16 protein-coding genes and 2 pseudogenes are annotated in these 17,904 nt (G+C 39.4%); 13 read left to right on the top strand and 5 right to left on the bottom strand.

The genetic code is table 11. The features are described 5' to 3' along the window. The first annotated feature begins 462 nt into the window (after positions 1–462). The 8 genes from V7K85_RS26885 (at position 463) to V7K85_RS26850 (ending at position 7,474) form a co-directional block, all read left to right on the top strand. Positions 463–873: a hypothetical protein gene (locus V7K85_RS26885; protein WP_334818253.1), complete on the top strand. Its 411-nt coding sequence runs from the start codon at positions 463–465 to the stop codon at positions 871–873. Positions 874–884: 11 nt separating this feature from the next. After that, positions 885–1,328 carry a type II toxin-antitoxin system VapC family toxin gene (locus V7K85_RS26880; RefSeq protein ID WP_334818251.1) on the top strand — a complete coding sequence of 148 codons (444 nt, stop codon included), beginning with the start codon at positions 885–887 and terminating at the stop codon, positions 1,326–1,328. A 505-nt stretch (positions 1,329–1,833) separates the two neighbouring features. Beyond that, positions 1,834–3,237 carry an ATP-binding protein gene (locus tag V7K85_RS26875; RefSeq protein ID WP_334818249.1) on the top strand — a complete coding sequence of 468 codons (1,404 nt, stop codon included), beginning with the start codon at positions 1,834–1,836 and terminating at the stop codon, positions 3,235–3,237. Positions 3,238–3,498: 261 nt separating this feature from the next. Further along, positions 3,499–3,771: a hypothetical protein gene (locus V7K85_RS26870; protein ID WP_334818248.1), complete on the top strand. Its 273-nt coding sequence runs from the start codon at positions 3,499–3,501 to the stop codon at positions 3,769–3,771. Between the two features lie 32 nt (positions 3,772–3,803). After that, a complete protein-coding gene (locus V7K85_RS26865) occupies positions 3,804–4,136 on the top strand; it encodes a clan AA aspartic protease (protein ID WP_334818356.1) in 333 nt (110 codons plus the stop codon). Positions 4,137–4,405: 269 nt separating this feature from the next. After that, on the top strand, positions 4,406–5,830 hold the full coding sequence (locus V7K85_RS26860) for a BCD family MFS transporter (protein WP_334818246.1): 1,425 nt from the start codon (positions 4,406–4,408) through the stop codon (positions 5,828–5,830). A 70-nt stretch (positions 5,831–5,900) separates the two neighbouring features. Then, positions 5,901–6,707 (top strand): inositol monophosphatase family protein, encoded by an 807-nt coding sequence (locus V7K85_RS26855; protein ID WP_334818244.1) that lies wholly within the window; start codon positions 5,901–5,903, stop codon positions 6,705–6,707. 221 nt (positions 6,708–6,928) lie between these two features. Beyond that, on the top strand, positions 6,929–7,474 hold the full coding sequence (locus V7K85_RS26850) for a hypothetical protein (protein ID WP_334818243.1): 546 nt from the start codon (positions 6,929–6,931) through the stop codon (positions 7,472–7,474). 180 nt (positions 7,475–7,654) lie between these two features. On the opposite strand, the gene V7K85_RS26845 is transcribed toward V7K85_RS26850, so the two are convergent. From V7K85_RS26845 to petP, 5 genes are all read right to left on the bottom strand, one after another. Further along, positions 7,655–8,014 (bottom strand): cupin domain-containing protein, encoded by a 360-nt coding sequence (locus V7K85_RS26845; RefSeq protein WP_334818241.1) that lies wholly within the window; start codon positions 8,012–8,014, stop codon positions 7,655–7,657. 368 nt (positions 8,015–8,382) lie between these two features. Then, a complete protein-coding gene (locus tag V7K85_RS26840; protein ID WP_334818240.1) occupies positions 8,383–8,670 on the bottom strand; it encodes a hypothetical protein in 288 nt (95 codons plus the stop codon). Between the two features lie 108 nt (positions 8,671–8,778). Next, positions 8,779–9,825, bottom strand: a complete 1,047-nt coding sequence (chlG, locus tag V7K85_RS26835) for a chlorophyll synthase ChlG (protein WP_334818238.1) — start codon at positions 9,823–9,825, stop codon at positions 8,779–8,781. 129 nt (positions 9,826–9,954) lie between these two features. Further along, entirely contained in the window at positions 9,955–11,055 is a 1,101-nt protein-coding gene (locus tag V7K85_RS26830; RefSeq protein WP_334818236.1) for a Get3/ArsA fold putative tail anchor-mediating ATPase NosAFP, read from the bottom strand. A gap of 118 nt (positions 11,056–11,173) precedes the next feature. Continuing rightward, positions 11,174–11,362, bottom strand: a complete 189-nt coding sequence (petP, locus tag V7K85_RS26825; RefSeq protein WP_298919462.1) for a cytochrome b6f subunit PetP — start codon at positions 11,360–11,362, stop codon at positions 11,174–11,176. Positions 11,363–11,550: 188 nt separating this feature from the next. Between petP and V7K85_RS36685 the strand changes: the two are divergent. The 5 genes and pseudogenes from V7K85_RS36685 to V7K85_RS26805 all read left to right on the top strand — a co-directional run. Beyond that, positions 11,551–11,700 (top strand): annotated as a pseudogene (locus V7K85_RS36685) (transposase); the annotation flags it as partial. A gap of 190 nt (positions 11,701–11,890) precedes the next feature. Continuing rightward, positions 11,891–14,206 (top strand): hypothetical protein, encoded by a 2,316-nt coding sequence (locus V7K85_RS26820; RefSeq protein ID WP_334818234.1) that lies wholly within the window; start codon positions 11,891–11,893, stop codon positions 14,204–14,206. 211 nt (positions 14,207–14,417) lie between these two features. Further along, positions 14,418–14,893, top strand: a pseudogene (locus tag V7K85_RS26815) (Uma2 family endonuclease); the annotation flags it as partial. A gap of 680 nt (positions 14,894–15,573) precedes the next feature. Next, entirely contained in the window at positions 15,574–16,422 is an 849-nt protein-coding gene (locus V7K85_RS26810; RefSeq protein WP_334818354.1) for an ABC transporter permease, read from the top strand. A 166-nt stretch (positions 16,423–16,588) separates the two neighbouring features. Then, on the top strand, positions 16,589–17,887 hold the full coding sequence (locus V7K85_RS26805; protein WP_334818232.1) for an ABC transporter ATP-binding protein: 1,299 nt from the start codon (positions 16,589–16,591) through the stop codon (positions 17,885–17,887). Positions 17,888–17,904 lie beyond the last annotated feature (17 nt).

The following is a 17,904-nucleotide window of genomic DNA, read 5'->3' as shown; positions in this document are numbered from 1 at the left end:
TGCATCCAAAATGAGACGCATCATCCTTGTATCAAATAATCTTCATCAACTGAAGCATCTGTAGGAGCATTTTCTACGATTCCTGCCAGCGATAGTAGCCTTGAACTATTTTTGGGGCGTAACTTTTCCGCCAGTGCTGCCTGTACAACAGTTGATGGGTTTTGCTCTGGGTGGTCTTTTAAGTATTGGTCAAGTTGTGTCTACAACTCATCAGGAATATAGAGTGTCCGTTTCATTTTATTAGCCCTTGGAGGTACAACAGTAGTTGTACCCTGATTGTACTTGCTGGAGTGCGATGTCTGACGACAAGGCTAGCGCCAACGCTATTTTTTAGCTAGTTCCTGCTCAATGTTGTGATAAGTCTTTGTTCAAGCTTTTTGACTTTTATAGTGTATTGTCAAAACCATTCCCACTGTATCAATCGAGTAAAATGAAAGTTCAGTTGTTCCTGCGAGGTGTCCGATGACTATCCTTGACCGCCGCCGTCAACTTCAACAACAGATTGCTCAACTTCCTGATGACCAACTGACTCAGGTTGAGCAATATATAGCATTTCTTGTTTTTCAGAAAACAGTTCCATCTCAATCAGAAGTAACCAAATCACCTTCCACTGGAGCTTCGATTCTGGCATCTTTAGAGCAAGCACACACTCCGCCCGATTCTCCTCTGCAAGATGAGACCCTAGCACAACCACCTGAAGATTTTGCTGCTAAGATCGCTGAAATCAAACAACGTGGCGATCGTTCTCAATCTGTTATCAGACGAGGTTATACAGGTCAAGACTTGCTCAAATTTGCTGGTAATTGGCATGGAGACGACCTAGAGGAGTGCCTAGCATTTCTTCATGCAACTCGCTCAAAAGCGAAGTTTTAAGCCAATAATTTATGTATTTGCTGGATACCAATCACTGTAGTTATCTCATTAACAACAATCCTCAAGTTGTCGCAACAGCTCAAAGCTATGCTCAAGATCCTTTTGGGATTAGCATCATTAGCTATGGTGAGTTGCTCTACATGACAGAAAAATCAGAGCGTCGAGAGATGAATTTACAAGTGGTTCAAGCATTCCTGACAGAGATTGATATCTATCTGATCAACAAAGAAATAGCTGAGATATATAGTCAACTGAAGAACCGCATTTTTCGTCAATTTGCCCCAAAAGAAAAAAACAAACGCCGCAGTGTCCGCATTCAGGATCTCGGTTTTGATGATAATGATCTATGGATCGCCGCAATAGCAATTTATCATAATATTACTCTCGTCTCTACTGACAGCGACTTCACTAGGATTCAGCAAGTTTACAGCTTTTCAGTCGAATCCTGGATTTAATTGCTTTACCTAGTATGCTGAACTAATAAATTAAGTGCCAATTTAATTAACATCGCTATTTTTTAGCTAGTTCCTACTCAATATTGTCATAAGTCTTTGTTCAAGCTTTTTGACTTTTATAGTGTATCGTCATGGGCAAGACTGCGAATAGAGCATTGGGCATTGGTGACAGGTTAAGGTCATAAAGAATTTGTCAATAAGCAATAGTGCTTAAAATTCTGCCAAAAATCGGGGTGGAAAACACAACTTTTAAGCTAGCGATGCCTACGGCGGGCTACACCTACCGTTCATATTTCAAAGCATCATTCATTCTTACCCTTACGATTCAATATTAAGCTGGATTTTATACTTCATTAATTTTTTGATATGTAGCGTAATTACTGTTGACAAAACTGATTTTGTCTTAGCTTATTCCGAATGGTAGTTTTGATATTCATTTGGGCATCATAAGATTACGATAGGTAGTACTTACTGTACTTAAATGATGATTTATAAGGAGATAAAAATGTCAATTAAAATTAAAAATGTAATGTACAAAGAATATGTAAAAATATTAGAATTTAAAGAGAACCATTTTTTAGATTTAAAAGCAATTGAAATCAAACCAGCAAAACTAACACAGACAATTTCAGCATTGGCAAATGCTGATGGTGGAGAGGTATATCTTGGAATTGCAGAAAAGACTATTTTAGAAAATGGAAAACAAGAAAAGCAGCCATTTTGGGAAGGGTTTAAAAAACAAGAAGATGCCAACGATTTTATTAGAACTATTGATGATTTATTTCATACAGAACAAAGATGTTCATATGAATTTTTATTATTTTCTAGTAAAAACTTGATATTGCATATTGAGATACCTAAAACTAATACCTTAATTTATGCTTCTGATCAGGAAGTTTATCTAAGAAGGAATGCAGAAAATAAACGTCAGAATGAGCAAGGTATTAGAAGAATATTATATGATAAAGGAATAGACTCTTTTGAAAATCAAACACTTTATAATATTGAAATTGAAGAAATTACTAACTCAAATATAATTTTAAATTTTCTGACAGAAAATAATGTTGAATCAGAGCCTTTACAATGGTTAAGGAAACAAAAGCTGATACGTAAAGATTTACCAACTGTATGTGGAATATTATTATTTTCAGATATCCCGCAAGCAATTATACCCAAAAACTGTGGTATTAAAATATATAGATATAAAACGAGAAACACTGAAGGTTTTATAGAGAGTTTAGCTTTTGATCCAATAACTATTGAAGGTGATATTTATGGACAAATAAAAGTTGCAGTTGAAAAGACAAAAGACATAGTAGAATCAATACCGAGATTAGATGATTGTGGATTAGAAAAAATTAATTATCCGACTGAAACACTTCATGAAATAATTACTAATGCGGTTTCACATAGAGACTACAGTCTTGCCGATGATATTCATATTAGAGTATTTGATAATCGTATTGAAGTGGAAAGCCCAGGTACATTACCAGGGCATATTACTGTTAAAAACATTCTTGAAGAAAGATGTTCTAGAAATGGCAATTTAGTTAGGATCATCAATAAGTTTCCATCTCCACCTAATAAAGATATTGGTGAAGGATTGAATACAGCATTTAGAGCTATGAAAATATTAGGTTTAAAGCCTCCAATAATGGATCAGAAATCTAATAGTTTTATAGTATACATACGTCATGAAGCTCTAGCATCATCAGAAGAAATTATTTTAGATTATCTAGATAAACACGAAAAGATTATTGTTGGTACAATCAAGAATATATGTCATTTTAAGTCTGATTATGACTACAAAAAAACAATAAAAGGACTGGTAACAAGAGGTTTAATATCGCATTTACCCAATGCGAAAGGTAAAAATTCTGCTTATCATAAAGTCAAAACACTGAGTTAAATAGAACACATAAATGCTAAATGATTAGCGTTTAGAGCTTTTTTAGGGAGACTGTAAAGAGAGGGGCTATGCAAAGGTTAGAGACTGGAGTCCCCTGCTACTAAATTCCAACTCTAATGAAGTTATGAGCATCTTAATGTGTCACATTTTGGCGCGATCGCTCTCCTACCTCCTACAGAATCAAGGATTGCTCTCTAAGCTATATAGCTTCTGCTCTACAATGAAGTGAAGAATCTAGCTGCTTAAACAGGGGATTTATTTATGTCCCACCCTACGCTCAGTAGCCAAGAAGTCGCCCGACGTGGAAAGGAACTCTATGAAAGAAGTATCCGTGCCAAGGTTGAGACAGAAGAGAACATTGGCAAAATTATTTTGATTAATGTTGAAACAGGAGATTACGAAATCGGTGATGATTTAGTCGAAACGAGTCTTCGATTACGATCCAAGCAAACCGATGCAGCACTTTGGGGAGAAAGAATTGGTTTTGATGCCGTTTATGCAGTTAGTGGTACATTGCTCAGGACGGCACAGTGATACATGGGACTGTAGTTGGACTTCAGGCAAGAATGAGTGTGATTATTCTTCCAAGAGAACGTTCAGGTGTAGAAATCGAATGTGTTATTGATACAGGGTTTGAAGGGTTCTTAACTTTGCCGCCTTCTGTGATTGCTGCTCTTGGTTTGCCCTACCTCATCAACATCAACGCAAACCTCGCTAACAATTCCAGTGTGGAAACCGATGTTTATTTGGCAACAATTGTATGGAATGGTGTGGAGCGTAATATTGCAGCGCTAGCAATGGGTCGTCGTCCACTCATTGGAACTGCGCTGCTTGAAGATTATCATCTCAGTATAGATTTTTGTAAGGGTGGTACGATTCTAGTGGATGAAATTCTATAACCTTCGGCGAGAAGTGTGCAGTAGCGACGCAGCATAACAATTTTTCGGGGGAGTAAGTGTAAAGGGGCTATGCAAAGTTTAGAGACCGAAGTCCTCTGCTACCAAGTCCCAACTCCAGCGAAGTCATGAGCATCTCTAACGCCAAACCCAAAAATTGATGCCCCCAAGTAACTGGAGGTTTTTTTGGAATATGGGATTTAAGTTTTATCGAACAGTTTATTGTTATTTAAAGAAAGACTATATTCCATAAACCATACCAAAAAGTAGTTATGGCAAGCGGTGAAGTATTTGATACCAAAACAAAATCCCTATCTGTGCCAAGGGTAAACCTGCTGACCATGTTCCGGCTGGGTTTATTTCAAATGGGGTTGAGCATGATGTCCATTTTGACTCTGGGCGTACTCAACAGAGTCATGATTCAAGAAATAGCAATTCCGGCAACGCTGGTATCAGTAGTTCTAGCACTGCCTTTATTTGTTGCTCCTTCCCGTATCTGGTTCGGCCAGATTTCCGATGCCAAGCCGTTATGGGGATACCACCGCACAGCTTATGTTTGGGTGGGTGCGGCAATATTTGCGATCGCAGCATTTTTAGCAATACAAGTGATGTGGCAGCTCAATCTTGCCGCAAGTAGTGCAGGTGGTTGGGTATGGACAACCCAAACAATCGGCTGGACAGCGCTTTTGGCTTTAGTGTTTGCTGTATACGGTCTAGGAATTTCTGCTAGCGGTACTGCTTTTGCTGCTTTGTTGGTGGATATATCTGAAGAAGATAACCGTTCCAAAGTAGTGGGTGTGGTTTGGTCGATGTTGATGGTGGGGATTATTGTCGGGGCGATTATCAGTTCCAAGTTGCTAACACCAAATGCAACGACAGTAACTTTACAGGCTTCCGTCAACAGATTATTTATTATTGTCCCAGCAATTGTATTTGGTTTGGCGATCGCCGCAACATTGGGCGTGGAAAAAAAATACTCCCAATACTTAAGCCGTTCCACACTGGTAGATCGAGAAGACAGCATTACTCTGGGCAAAGCCTGGGAAATTTTGACGGCTAGTCCGCAAACGGGTTTATTTTTCACCTTTTTACTGGTGATGACTCTCTGCTTGTTTATGCAAGACCCAGTTTTGGAACCCTACGCAGGTCAAGTATTTAAAATGCCTTTGGCTGAAAGTACTAAACTGAACGTTTTTTATGGAACAGGCGTACTGATTGCTTACGGTGTGAGTGGTTTTTTGATTGTGCCACGTTTAGGTAAGCGGAGAACTGCAAGACTAGGATGCATATTAGTGGCATTTTGTACAGTATTAATTGGCATCTCAGGCTTTACAGCTAATCCAGCTTTCCTAAAGCTAAGTTTAATTTTGTTCGGTTTAGCAACTGGTGTCTTAACTACAGCAGCAGTTAGTTTAATGTTGGATCTCACAGCAGCAGAAGCCGCAGGTACGTTTATTGGGGCATGGGGATTAGCGCAGTCTGTCTCTAGAGGAGTGGCAGTGGTTTTAGGTGGTAGTTTATTGGATATAGGTCGCAAGCTACTACCCAATTTAGTTTTAGCTTATGGACTAGTATTTGCTCTCGAAGCCGTGGGAATGGTGGTGTCGATTTGGTTTCTGAATCGGGTGAACGTCACAGAATTTCAAACCAGTACCAAGCAAGCGATCGCTTCGGTTTTAGAAAGCGATTTAGACTAAACTAGAAACTTAACCCAACCCGAATCTACCTAATCTTGGCTCAGGAACGTCTTTGCGCGAGAATTAATCAATGAGTGATTTTTGGACAACAATTCTTGATTTTGCCCAAACTACCACTACCAGAGTGGGCAAGCAGCTTATGCAAGATTTTGGGCAAGTACAGGCTTCCCAAAAAGCTGATGGTAGTTTGGTGACGCAAGCAGATAAATGGGCAGATCAGGAAATTCGGGATGCGATCGCTTCTAATTTCTCTGGTTACGGCATTTTGAGCGAAGAGAGCGATCAGTCATTTCCCGGTACTGAGTGGTGCTGGGTAATTGACCCTCTAGACGGTACAACCAACTTCACGCGCGGTATTCCCATCTGGACAATTTCACTGGGTTTACTATATCGAGGCACGCCCATTTTTGGTTATATTTACGCACCTACCTTGAATCAAGCTTTTCATGGTTTCTGGGCAGGTTCATCTGGTTTAGCAACACCAATAGGAGCATTTCTCAACCTCCACCCCATCCACACCAGTGTTGATAGTCCCAGTAATAATCACTTTTTTAACCTCTGTTCCCGTAGCACCGCAGTTATCCAAAACGGCTTTCCCTGCAAAATTCGGATGTTGGGTGTGGCTAGCTATAACTTTTTGACAGTTGCCACTGGGGCTACTCTAGGAGGTATTGAGGCGACACCAAAAGTTTGGGACTTAGCGGGGGCTTGGGTAATTGTCCAGGCTGCTGGCGGCGTTTGGTTATCGCTCAATTCCGAGCCGTTTCCTTTATCAACAGGAGAAGATTATAGCGATCGCTCTTTTCCCACCCTTGTTGTCAGTCTTCCCGAATTAGTTCCAGTATTTAAACCTTTTCTGGAAGGCGTAAAAATTTAATCTAATCTGCCGCTCTGCTGCCTGGAAACAGTAATTTGGTCAACCAACTTACTAGGCGGCGGCATACCCGATATTAAACTTAACAAAACTCTAGTCAAACAAAGAATTGAGTATAAATAAAGCTGGTGATAATCCTGATTTTAGTGCAAGAGCAGTGTAGTTCCTAACTTAAGTAGTGTTGTAGCTTTCATTACACTGATTAATTTAGTGTAAATAATTTTATGTTGTCTAATCTAGATTTAATTCGAGAGTTTGTGCAAAGCTCTATCCAGAAAAAAGACGTTTTGTTGTCAAATTCTGCTTTGATAGCGCAAACAGTGTATAAAACCAACCAGCTGACAGCGAAATCTGAAGGCGTGATTGCTACCGTCCAACTATCTAACACCCTATCTGAATTCTTGATTTCTCCAAAATCATCCCAGTGGGAATTGATAAATCAAGCATTAGCAGAATATAGCTATCTCCTCAAAGGAGAAGTAGATAATCGGGGTTTCTATCAGTATCAATACTGCGAAGCTCCCAAAGGCTATGAGATGCACTGTACTAAATCTGTCTTTATATGGCGAGCTTGGTGGAAATATCGCAAGTATACTTCAAGACCAGGGATTCCGTTGGAACTTTTGATTAGAACACGAGATTCATGGTATCCAATTAGAGATTTAATTATTAGCGACGGACTTCTTTATATCAAAACCTTAGGAAGCGAGATAGCACTTGACTCAGATGACCTGGTTACTTGGTTAAGCAAAATTAACGGCTCAAAGTAAGTAATTGTTGAAAAATGCTGATATTTTTTCTAAACTTTGAGACCAAACCATGTCCATTTTGAAACCTGGAGTTTTTAAGGAGAGTATATTATTGGGTGGTGGCTTGAGTTATGAGCTTTAATCTAATTCCAAAAAACTACAGTTTTCAAGGTAGATGCGGTTTATGATTGTAACTGGTTTTTAATAAACTGTTTCATCTTCTTTACGCCATGCTGGATCAACAATACAAATAAATACCAGCGGTTCGATGCCAGAGTTATAAATAAATTGCCGCGTATTAGGAGGAATATACACAGCGTCTCCCGGCTGAACTATCTGGGTTTGATCATCAATGTGCATTTCTCCCGTGCCACTGAGAATATAATAGACTTCTGAAGTAGAGAGCGAATGGGGTTGAGAGGTTTTTCCTACTGGCAGTGTTGCATGAGCCAAACTATAGCGCAATGCCAAAGGTTGCTTATCTGGATGTAGCAGTTCTCGCAAAATGGTGTTATCTCCTGCGATGAATTCCGGACAGTCTTGAAGTTTTTGAACTAGCATCAATCAATTTTTGGTTTGAGGTTTTGAATTAGTCAAAGGTCAGCCCTAACTCTAGGAGACGCTACGCGAACGGGGAAGTCAAAAGTCACTCATTCAAAAGTCAAACATTTTGAACCCCATAAATAAATTTAGTTGCTCTGAGTCAACTGAGGTAGTATTTCTTGTACTATGGGTCTCGAAATACATTTTTTTATTTTCCATAAATAAATTTAGGGGCTTGTACCCTTCTCTACGAGAGGCTACGCCTTAAGCGAAGCTATGCCGCAGGCTTTACGGCTACGCTCAGGGTAAACCTTTTTCTTTCTGGTCAAAAGTCAATAGTCAAGGGTCATTAATTATTCTCCCTCTGCTTCCCCTGGTTCCCCTGCTTAGTACAAATAAGGATTCGTCCTCGGTTGATAGTCAGAACAATTGATCGCTTCTTCTGTATTGGCAATAGATGGGCGTACAGTACATTTAAGACGGTAATTGTCAGTAAAAAATTGGCAACCAGTACACGGGATTTGATGCATTTGCTTGGCTGTAGTCACACTATCTCGCGCTGCCGCCCAGAGACTCAAAACAACGAGAATAATTACAGTCCAAGCAACGACAAAGCAAATAGGGATTAAAAAAGGTTGAATCCCATGAATGAGGAAAGATATTAGTTGAAACACAGTATGTCCTGATACAAATTAGGGTTAGAAGTATATTAACTCCTAACCGGAGGCGGAGCGTCTCCGGCTTTACTCCTAATTCTGAACTTCTGACTATAGAAGTATAAGTTAGACGCCAGCATGACCCAACGCTAAACCAGTGACCAGCATTCCTAGAACAAGGAAGGGTTGGGCGCTGGCTTGGTACTTAACATCATTCTTCACGGGATCGCGGAGGAAATACATATCCTGCAAGGTGATTTGTGGGATGATTAACAGTACTAGTATTGCTGCGTACAAATTCTCATGGATGCTGACGAGATAAGCTGCTATCAATCCTTGAAAGACATCAATCGTCACTACACAAATCCAAGCCGCAGTGGTAATGCCAAACATTACGGGTAGTGACTGTAATCCTAGCTGGCGATCGCCTTCTACACTCTTAAAGTCATTGACAATGGCAATGCCTAATCCAGCCAAGCTGTAGAACATTGTCAAAATCACAATTGTGGAATTGAGATCACCAAACAAAGCGTGTCCTGTAGACCAAGGTAGGGTGATATAGCTTGCACCCAAGGCGTAGCTGCCTAGCCAGCCGTTTTGCTTGAGTTTCAGGGGAGGTGCAGAATAAATGTAGGCGATCATTGAACCAATGATCGCGATCGCTGTAATTGTAGGGAATTCATGACCAGCCCACACATCCAGCACAAATGCCAAACTAATACCAGCAATCAGTAATACCCAAATCTGAATAATTACCTGGGATAGTGGAATTGCCCCAGAGGGAATGGGGCGATAGGGTTCATTGATCGCATCGATTTCGCGATCATAGTAATCATTGAGGATTTGGGTATAACCTGTCATCAATGGTCCAGCCAGTAACATACAGGCTGCTACCTTCAACACATTTTCCAGAGTCCAGGTATAGTTACCAGAAGAAGCCGCACCACAGACTACGCCCCAAATTAGGGGAATCCAGGTAATCGGTTTCATTAGCTGCAAACGAATTTTCCAAATTGAAGTTTCCCCAGCCGCTGCACCTTTCATCCCCAGCAACTGCCTAGTTTTCGCACTGCGTGAGGCAGATGTGAGCGCTTCCTCATTGGGATTGTTTGCCACTGAGTCTAGTGCCTCAGATGGGTTGGGGTCTGGGATAATCGGAGTTGATTCTGACATAGGATTTCTTAATGAGTTAGAAGTTAGAAGTTAGGAGTTATGAATTATTAGTTAAGAGTTAGAAGTTATAAATTATTATTTTTATTCCTAACTCCTCACTATTAACTCCTAACTTTGTTCCTAACTAACTTAAAACGAAATTATCAAATAATTATTCTGAAACTTTGCTCCAGCAATGGGTCTGCCACTCAAAGCAGGGGGTAGAGAAATATTCCGTCGCTGGTCTCCTGCTTCTACCGTGACTTCTGGCCCATATTGGGTGAGCTTAACCTGCTTTTTGTCAAATCCTGGTAAGAATAAGCGTACTTGACGATTGTGGATGTCTATTTCAATTGGTTTAGGAGCCTGTAAGGCTTGTGCTTCAAAGTTGGGTAGGGCGTCTATCAGGGGTTGCCAGTCACCTGTTGGCGAGTCGGGAACAACGCTCACTCTTAGGGGTGTAAATTCCTCTAACAGGTTGACGTTTGTCTCAGAAGACACAAGCAGAACCCCACCGACAGTTAAACCGATTTGTTGAGCACTACCCCACAAATAACGAGTATTTGCTATTTCAATGGGATCTCCCGTAGTCACTAAGAAAGCAGCCAGACGCTTGGGATCAGCAAGGGCGGCTCTCCCCTTTTCTAAGAAATTATTGACTTGGTTAGTGGGCCCTGCAAAGTTATCTGCTGTCCAGTTGACATTGAAAAAACTGCTAATCAGTGGTTGAATCAAGGGCGATTCAGTAATCGTCTTTCCCAAATCGGAGTTGACAAACAATTGCCGAAATCGCCGGACATACCAACTGAGAGATTCTGGCAAACCCAACATTCGCAACGTCAAAGAGTCACCTGTGCCATCGTAGACGATCGCATCATATTGGCTACTGGCATCATATTCGCGGATAGCATTCAGAGCCAGGGCGCTGTCCATGCCTGGTAATACTACCAGTTCTTGACCAAAAACGTCTTTGAAGATGGGCGAGCGGAGATATTGCGCCTCAAGTTTTTTCACTTCGTCCCAGTTGCGTTCTAGTAGTACAGATGCTTGAAACTGGACTGCTTGCAAATTAGGAGCGATTTCTTGGGGATCGGCAGCAATGGGAATACCCAGCAATATTGGCAATGCTGGTTCCGAATGTCCTGCTAGGAGTACGCGCTTGCCTTGACTTGCCAATAATTTGGCGGCGGCGATCGCAATTTTGGTACGAGCGGTGCCGCCTTTGCCCAAAAATGTCAATATTAGAGACATGACTTGATTCCTATTTTCACCGCCGAGCTTTTCAACTCCAACTTAGCACTCAATAAAGAATCTCAGCCTGTACTTTAAACTTCAGAGTCAAAGAAAAACCCGATCTGAGTTCTTCTTACTACACAGGTTTGATTTCATCTTCAAAAAACCAAGTGGAAGAATTGTCGTCAAACAGCACCACTACACCGATCCCACCATCGGTGACTTTGTAGCCTTGAATGATACCCACTTGTCCTAGTTTTTTCACAATTGGGGGGGAAACGCGATCGCGCAAACGAAAAACTTTAACCTTTTGTCCGATTTCCATGCCTGATTTCAGATAAACCAAGTCTAAGTGTACCGGAATCCGTGACTCAACGGTCACTGATTCAGGGAGAGTTCAGGAGTGCTGAGTACTTCGGCTTATAGTACCGAGTAAAGTAAACTCAACGAGGTTGTCACCAACCCCGTTGGTCTTCAAAACCGTGCACCAATTTGAAAAAGTAGATTCACATTCCAGTCATAGTTAATTTCCAGGGTAAGACTGTAACATCAGATGCAGGCTTAACCTTAATTGCGTAACTAGACCGAAGAATAAAAATAACATCACGTTTAGCTCTATGTTTTAAAGTAACCCGTCAACCAAATCGGATTGAGCATTCACTGAATGTAAGGATTCAGGTGGTGGAATATTGACAAAAGGGAGACAAAGGGTAGAGGATCACAATTATGAACCAAAACCTGCCACTATAACTATTGATTTTTTTGAGCAAAATTTCCCCGCTTTTGTTCATTGCTCCCAACCTCTTCCATCTTTGATTCCACAATTTTAAACCTGAATCCTTACGAGCAAGTGATGAATATCTATTCATATCTTAAAACCAAATTTTTCATCATACAAATATTATTATTTATATTTATTTCTGGCGCTTTTAGCTTTCTCTTTATTAAGAATTTCACCCAACCTTTAGCTGGAGGTAGCGATATAGATATTTGGGAATATATCGGATTTTATCTAACTAAAAACTTAAGCTTTTCACCATTCCCTATACTAAATATTGATAATACCCAAGTCTTTTATCCTTATGGAACAAATAGTGTATTTCAACCTTGGGCATTTGAAAGAGATATTTTTTACGCTATATTCTTACAATCATTTGGTCATGGAGGTTGGTTACAGATTTATTATTTACTCACTATATTAATTACAGCAATTGGGGCTTTTTTACTACTTTTCCGTGACTATGGCTATACTCGTGCTATTGGTGTTGGATATATTGTTTCCTATGGCAATTTTTATGGAATTATGGAATACCCAGTACATATTAGTAAAGCTGTACTGCATTGGACTACTCTTAGTTTTATAGCTGATTTTCTCATAGTTAAGAGAATTACTTCCGGTCAAGTTGTGTCTTTAAGATTGATTTTATTGAGAACTTGTTTACTTGTTTTATCCCTCGGTCAAGATCTAGGATATATAGCTGGTTTTTCCTTAACTTCTTTCACAGTTTCTACCCTTTTTATTGCTATCGTCTTTGGCGCTAGATACTTGAAAGGTAAATTAACTTTTCAGCACATCCTACTAACTATTAGACTATATAAAAAAGAGTTTTTTCTCTATCCTCGTATATCATTGTTTCTTATTGGCTTAAGTTCTATTTTGAGTTACATCTATATACCTTTAATCTGGCAAATTCTTAGAGAAACTAAGAAATTTGACTTTACTGGCATTATTAGTCAAGGTTTATGGGTTCACCCTTTAAGGTTATTTATTCCTTTTTTTCCGGGATTTAATCCAGCAAAACCTTATATTACAGAATTCTTCAGTGATACACCAGAAAATATAGGTGCTGGCAGTCCTGGTTGGTTTTTAGTAATTGTTGCTATTTTGGGTTTATGGCAAGCACGCAAACATTTTACTATCTACATACCACTACTTTTAATTTTCCTAATCTTTGTCTTATATAATCCAATAACTTTTCCGACACTAAATATATTTCCTTGGCTTGCTTTTAATCGCAAACCTATTACTTCAATTTATCCAGTTATCCTCTGTCTTTTTGCTTTAGAAATTAATTTTAATGGATTGCGTAAGCATAATAAAAAAATACTCTCAGTACTCTTAGTTTGTCTAGCTTGTACTGAAGTTTGTACTGCTTACTTTATTAAGCTGCACTATAATCCTTATTCAGTTGATAAGAATTTCACATTTGATAAAAATTTCTTTACTTATATGAACTATGTAAAAAAACAGCCAGGAGAAGCTGTATTAGATTGGCCTTTCTGTATAGCAGGCGGTAATGGAGTTGGTGCAGCCAGTCTTTGCCCGTACTACCATTTAAATTCTGGTATTTTCGCTCTTGCAAGGTTTCATAACAAGAAAGTAATGGGGCAGTACTTCGGTCGTTTACATCCTTCCCAAATAGAACCATATCTTAATAGTGGTTGGGATAAGCTATTTTTTCCCAACAAAAAAGATATTTTTAAAGCTACCCATCAAAAGCGTTGTTTCAGAACAGAAGAATGGTCTTTTTTTACAGATTTTTATAAGTTAAATGACTTTGCTGGCATTAATCTATATACAGATTTTTTCCCAGAGGAGTGTATTGATGGGTTCTACAAACGTTTTGGTATCCCTGCTATAGAAACAACAGTCCCTGTGGCAGGAAGAATAAAATTTATTCCCAAACCTATTAATTTAAAAAATCAAGTTAATTTGAAATTAGGTAGTAGTCTTAAATTTGAGCCTCTCCTAGATTTATCCGAATCAAATTTGATAGAAATTAACTCACCTCAGAATTTAACTATTGCAGGATTAGGCGACATTGAAAAAAATGCTCAAGATGGTAGTTGGCGTTGGGGTTTAAGACCAGAGACTATCCTAAGCTTTAAGCTATCTAAGCCTCAAACCCTAATGCTAAACTTCAAGTTTATCAATCTAATTAATACTCAAAGTATAGATGTAGATATTAATGGATTAGTAGTGAAGATTATTTCTGATCAAGCAGCAGAAGAGATTGAACGCAGTCTTAATTTTCAAGGTGTTACCGGATTAAATAAGATTATTTTCAAATATCAAGACTGGAATAACCATCAAACTACATTTGCACCTAATGATCTTCGACCTATGGCAGTTCAATTTAAGAAAATAGCAATATTATCCCAAGAGTAAGAGCATGAGTTTACTAGTATTATTTAGTGGATGCCCATAAACCCGGATTTCTCACCAGCGAGAATATAAGTGTGAATCTAACAATCTATTTTAGCCGTCAGCAGTTGCGAAATCGAACGGCAGTTGCTACAACTCTTGGAACCCCCGCAACGCACTGCCTCGAAAATAGATGCCCAGACTTTTTTTAGTCAAAGACATCGAAAAGCGATCGCGCAATTCCTCGGTAGTCTGGGAGGAAGATGGTCGTTATCCGATTTGATTATTGAATTACTTTCACCATGTACAGAACAAGAAGACTTAGGAAAAACACTACAGCAAGTAAACCGACCCCCAGCAAAGTGGGAAGTGTATGAACGCATTTTGCGGGTTCCCTACTATGTTGTCTATGATCGCTATGAAAATTATTTGCGTGCCTTTCAACTTATAGGTACTCGCTACAAGGCAATAGCTTTACCAGAGAACCGCCTATGGTTGGAAGAGTTAGAACTAGGATTGGGTCTTTGGCAAGGCACTTATCAGCAGACAATAGGTTTGTGGTTGCATTGGTATAACCCAGCGGGTTGGGTGCCGACACTAGGAGAACAAGCAGAGCAAGAGCGCCAACGGGCTGAACAGGAATATCAACGGGCAGAGCGATTGGCACAGTATTTGCGATCGCAAGGAATTGATCCAGATAACTTGAGTTAAGAGGATGTTTTAAAAGTGTTTGGCTGTGATTTGAGGCACTTATTGATTCCCCCTAACCCACGCCAGTCGCTCCACTTGGGGAAACCCCTATTCCCGCGCTGGCTTCCCTTTTTAAGGAGGGAACCGGAATCAAAGTCCCCCAATTTATCTCTTAGCCACTGCCAGAATAGGGGTCTCCCCAAGTAGAGGAGCCAGCCGCATGGGCGGGTCTCCCGGCTTGAGCGGACTGGCGTCAAGTGGCGTGGATTTAGGACGATCTAGAACGTTTTGATACCGACAATAGGACTTTTAAAACATCCTCTAAGCAAAAACTCGCATCCTTAACAAGGAAAGCAGCCTTGCAAATAGAAGTTATATTTGTAGTAAAAATACACTTGACAATAACTGATTCATTGTATAATTACCAAGATAATTTTGATCCAATTTTATGGTAATGATAGATTCTAAAAACACTAAAGGGATTTCCAACAAATAAATAGATTATCCAATCTTGTGGGGGGGAATCCTGCCCACCCATAGTCAAAGGCGGGTGAGATGCCCACCTCACAAGAAGTAGTTGGATATTTTTTATTTGAAAGTCCCTAAAAAAGGAACTTTCATAAATATAATAGGCTTCAATGAGAGAAATTAGGTGAGTGGGTAATGAGTAGTCAGCGAGGAAGCAAAAATTGTTGCCGACAATGCGGGTAGTTGTACGTAAGGTAAGGAGATGGAGGCACATCTTGCCCATAGATGAACAGTTGTGGGTAAAGTTCGACTTACTGAGAACTCTAGTACGCCGGGATTTAGAGGTGCGTTACAAGGGTTCTGTTTTGGGCAACTTGTGGCCTTTGCTAAATCAGCTATCACAGTTACTGATTTATACTTATGTGTTTTCCACTGTTCTGAAGGTGAAACTGACTACTCTCAAGGGTTTACCAGCAAATAATTTCACCTTTGGTTTGTGGCTATTTGCAGGGTTACTTCCTTGGATTGCTTTTACTGGTGGTCTAATGCAGTCCTCTAGTTCAGTACTAGGACAACCGAATTTAGTCAAAAAGGTGGTGTTTCCTCTAGCTTTGTTACCCCTAGTGCCAGTTTTGTCAACATTCATTGAGAGTTCCTTTGGTTTAATGGCATTGATTTTTTTCGTGGCGGTAAATGCTCATACTTTACATGCTACGTTGGCGCTATTACCCTTGGTCTGGCTAACGCAGTTATTGCTAACAGCAGGGTTGGGCTATTTAGCAGCAGGAATAACGGTGTTTTTGCGAGATATCCCGCAGACTTTAGGAGTGATTTTAAATATTTGGTTTTATGCCACACCGCTTGTCTATCCAGCATCAGCAATTCCAGAGCAATGGCGGAGTTTGGTATTCTGGTTAAATCCAATAGCAGCGATCGCTGAAGTTTATCGCGACATAGTTTTAGTTGGGGAGGTTAAACATTGGGGTGAATGGGGAGTTGCTTGTGTGATAGCAACAATTATATTTTGTTGTGGTTTTACAGTGTATAAGCGTTTGTGTCCAACTTTTGCCGATGTGTTGTAGCCAAGTTTCATTACTCAACTGCTCTTAAAACAAGCAAATGCTATGTGAACTGTATAGTAGATAACGATATGATTCGACAAAAAGCCAAAATTTTAATTACTTAGTTAATTGTTAATTGATAAAGTTGTACGTGTGGAATTTATTAGTAGTTTAAGTATGCAGTGTTATGGGTGAGGAGATTGCAATTTCGCTGAAGAATATCTCAAAGTGCTACAAGCGGTATGCTCGTCCGGTAGATAGGCTCAAAGAAATTTTACTACCTGGTAAGAGCCACGCTCAAGAGTTTTGGGCATTACATAATATTAACTTGGAGATTCCTAGAGGAGAAACACTAGGAATTATTGGTCAAAATGGTTCTGGTAAAAGTACATTACTACAAATAATTGCTGGAACCTTGACACCAACGACAGGCGAGGTGTGGGTTAACGGTAGAGTTTCAGCTTTACTTGAACTAGGTAGCGGATTTAATCCTGAATTTACTGGAAGGCAAAATGTATTTTTTAATGGGCAAATTTTAGGGTTAAGTCGAGATGAGATACAAGCTAAATTTGATGATATTGCTGCTTTCGCAGAGATTGGAGATTTTATAGAGCATCCTGTTAAAACTTATTCCAGTGGCATGGTATTAAGACTAGCATTTGCAGTTGTTGCTAATACGGAACCGAGTATCTTAATTGTAGATGAAGCTCTAGCTGTCGGGGATGCAAAATTCCAAGCTCGGTGTATGAAGAGGATTCGTCAGATAAAAGAACAAGGAGTAACTATCTTATTCGTTTCTCATGATTCTGGAAGTGTCAAGATGTTGTGTAAGAGTGCAGTACTATTGAATTATGGAAAAATGCTAGAAATAGGTAATCCCAAAGAAGTTGTAAATCATTACATTGCTTTACTAAGCTCAACGCCAAACGAAGCGGAGCTTGAAGAAAAAAATCTAGAAGAAACAGAAATTTTAAATAATGATAATGATTTCATCAAAAATAAAGAGAATAATTCTATGCATAGACATGGAAATAAATTGGCTATTATTAAAAACGTTCAAATTAATGATTTAGAAGGTAAAAATATTATCAAGTTAGAAACAGGGAAAACTTACCAGATTAGCGTCTTCCTAGAAGCCCAAGCTGAACTATCAGACTTAATTGTAGGCATTTCAATTAGAAATTTGATGGGATTAGTAATTTATGGAACTAATAGTCAGTTACTTAATCTTAAATTACCAAACTTAGAAAACAAGCAACAATTAACAGTTATATTTCAGCTTCCATGTTACCTGAATAAAGGAGTGTATACAGTAACCATAGGAATGCATTCTGAAGAAGGTTTAAGTTATGACTGGATCGATGAACTGCTCGTTTTTGAAGTAAATAACAGTATTTTCTGTGAGGGTTTGGTAGACTTACAATCTAACATTAAATTAGATAACCAAGAATATAATGTTATAGTGCCGAGACTTGAAAAAATATAATCAATAATAAAATTCAA

It is taken from the genome of Nostoc sp., assembly GCF_036917615.1.
In the GTDB taxonomy this organism is placed as follows: Bacteria; Cyanobacteriota; Cyanobacteriia; order Cyanobacteriales; family Nostocaceae; genus Nostoc.
This window is presented reverse-complemented; position numbering and strand designations above follow the sequence as displayed.

Excerpts from the sequence above, each read along its gene's own strand:
- V7K85_RS26865 (WP_334818356.1), top strand. The coding sequence starts at position 3,804 with ATGAGTGTGATTATTCTTCCAAGAGAACGTTCAGGTGTAGAAATCGAA.
- V7K85_RS26860 (WP_334818246.1), top strand. The coding sequence starts at position 4,406 with ATGGCAAGCGGTGAAGTATTTGATACCAAAACAAAATCCCTATCTGTG.
- V7K85_RS26810 (WP_334818354.1), top strand. The coding sequence starts at position 15,574 with ATGCGGGTAGTTGTACGTAAGGTAAGGAGATGGAGGCACATCTTGCCC.
- V7K85_RS26870 (WP_334818248.1), top strand. The coding sequence starts at position 3,499 with ATGTCCCACCCTACGCTCAGTAGCCAAGAAGTCGCCCGACGTGGAAAG.
- V7K85_RS26885 (WP_334818253.1), top strand. The coding sequence starts at position 463 with ATGACTATCCTTGACCGCCGCCGTCAACTTCAACAACAGATTGCTCAA.
- V7K85_RS26875 (WP_334818249.1), top strand. The coding sequence starts at position 1,834 with ATGTCAATTAAAATTAAAAATGTAATGTACAAAGAATATGTAAAAATA.
- petP (WP_298919462.1), bottom strand. The coding sequence starts at position 11,362 with ATGGAAATCGGACAAAAGGTTAAAGTTTTTCGTTTGCGCGATCGCGTT.
- V7K85_RS26850 (WP_334818243.1), top strand. The coding sequence starts at position 6,929 with ATGTTGTCTAATCTAGATTTAATTCGAGAGTTTGTGCAAAGCTCTATC.
- V7K85_RS26855 (WP_334818244.1), top strand. The coding sequence starts at position 5,901 with ATGAGTGATTTTTGGACAACAATTCTTGATTTTGCCCAAACTACCACT.
- V7K85_RS26805 (WP_334818232.1), top strand. The coding sequence starts at position 16,589 with ATGGGTGAGGAGATTGCAATTTCGCTGAAGAATATCTCAAAGTGCTAC.
- V7K85_RS26830 (WP_334818236.1), bottom strand. The coding sequence starts at position 11,055 with ATGTCTCTAATATTGACATTTTTGGGCAAAGGCGGCACCGCTCGTACC.
- chlG (WP_334818238.1), bottom strand. The coding sequence starts at position 9,825 with ATGTCAGAATCAACTCCGATTATCCCAGACCCCAACCCATCTGAGGCA.
- V7K85_RS26845 (WP_334818241.1), bottom strand. The coding sequence starts at position 8,014 with ATGCTAGTTCAAAAACTTCAAGACTGTCCGGAATTCATCGCAGGAGAT.
- V7K85_RS26820 (WP_334818234.1), top strand. The coding sequence starts at position 11,891 with ATGAATATCTATTCATATCTTAAAACCAAATTTTTCATCATACAAATA.
- V7K85_RS26880 (WP_334818251.1), top strand. The coding sequence starts at position 885 with ATGTATTTGCTGGATACCAATCACTGTAGTTATCTCATTAACAACAAT.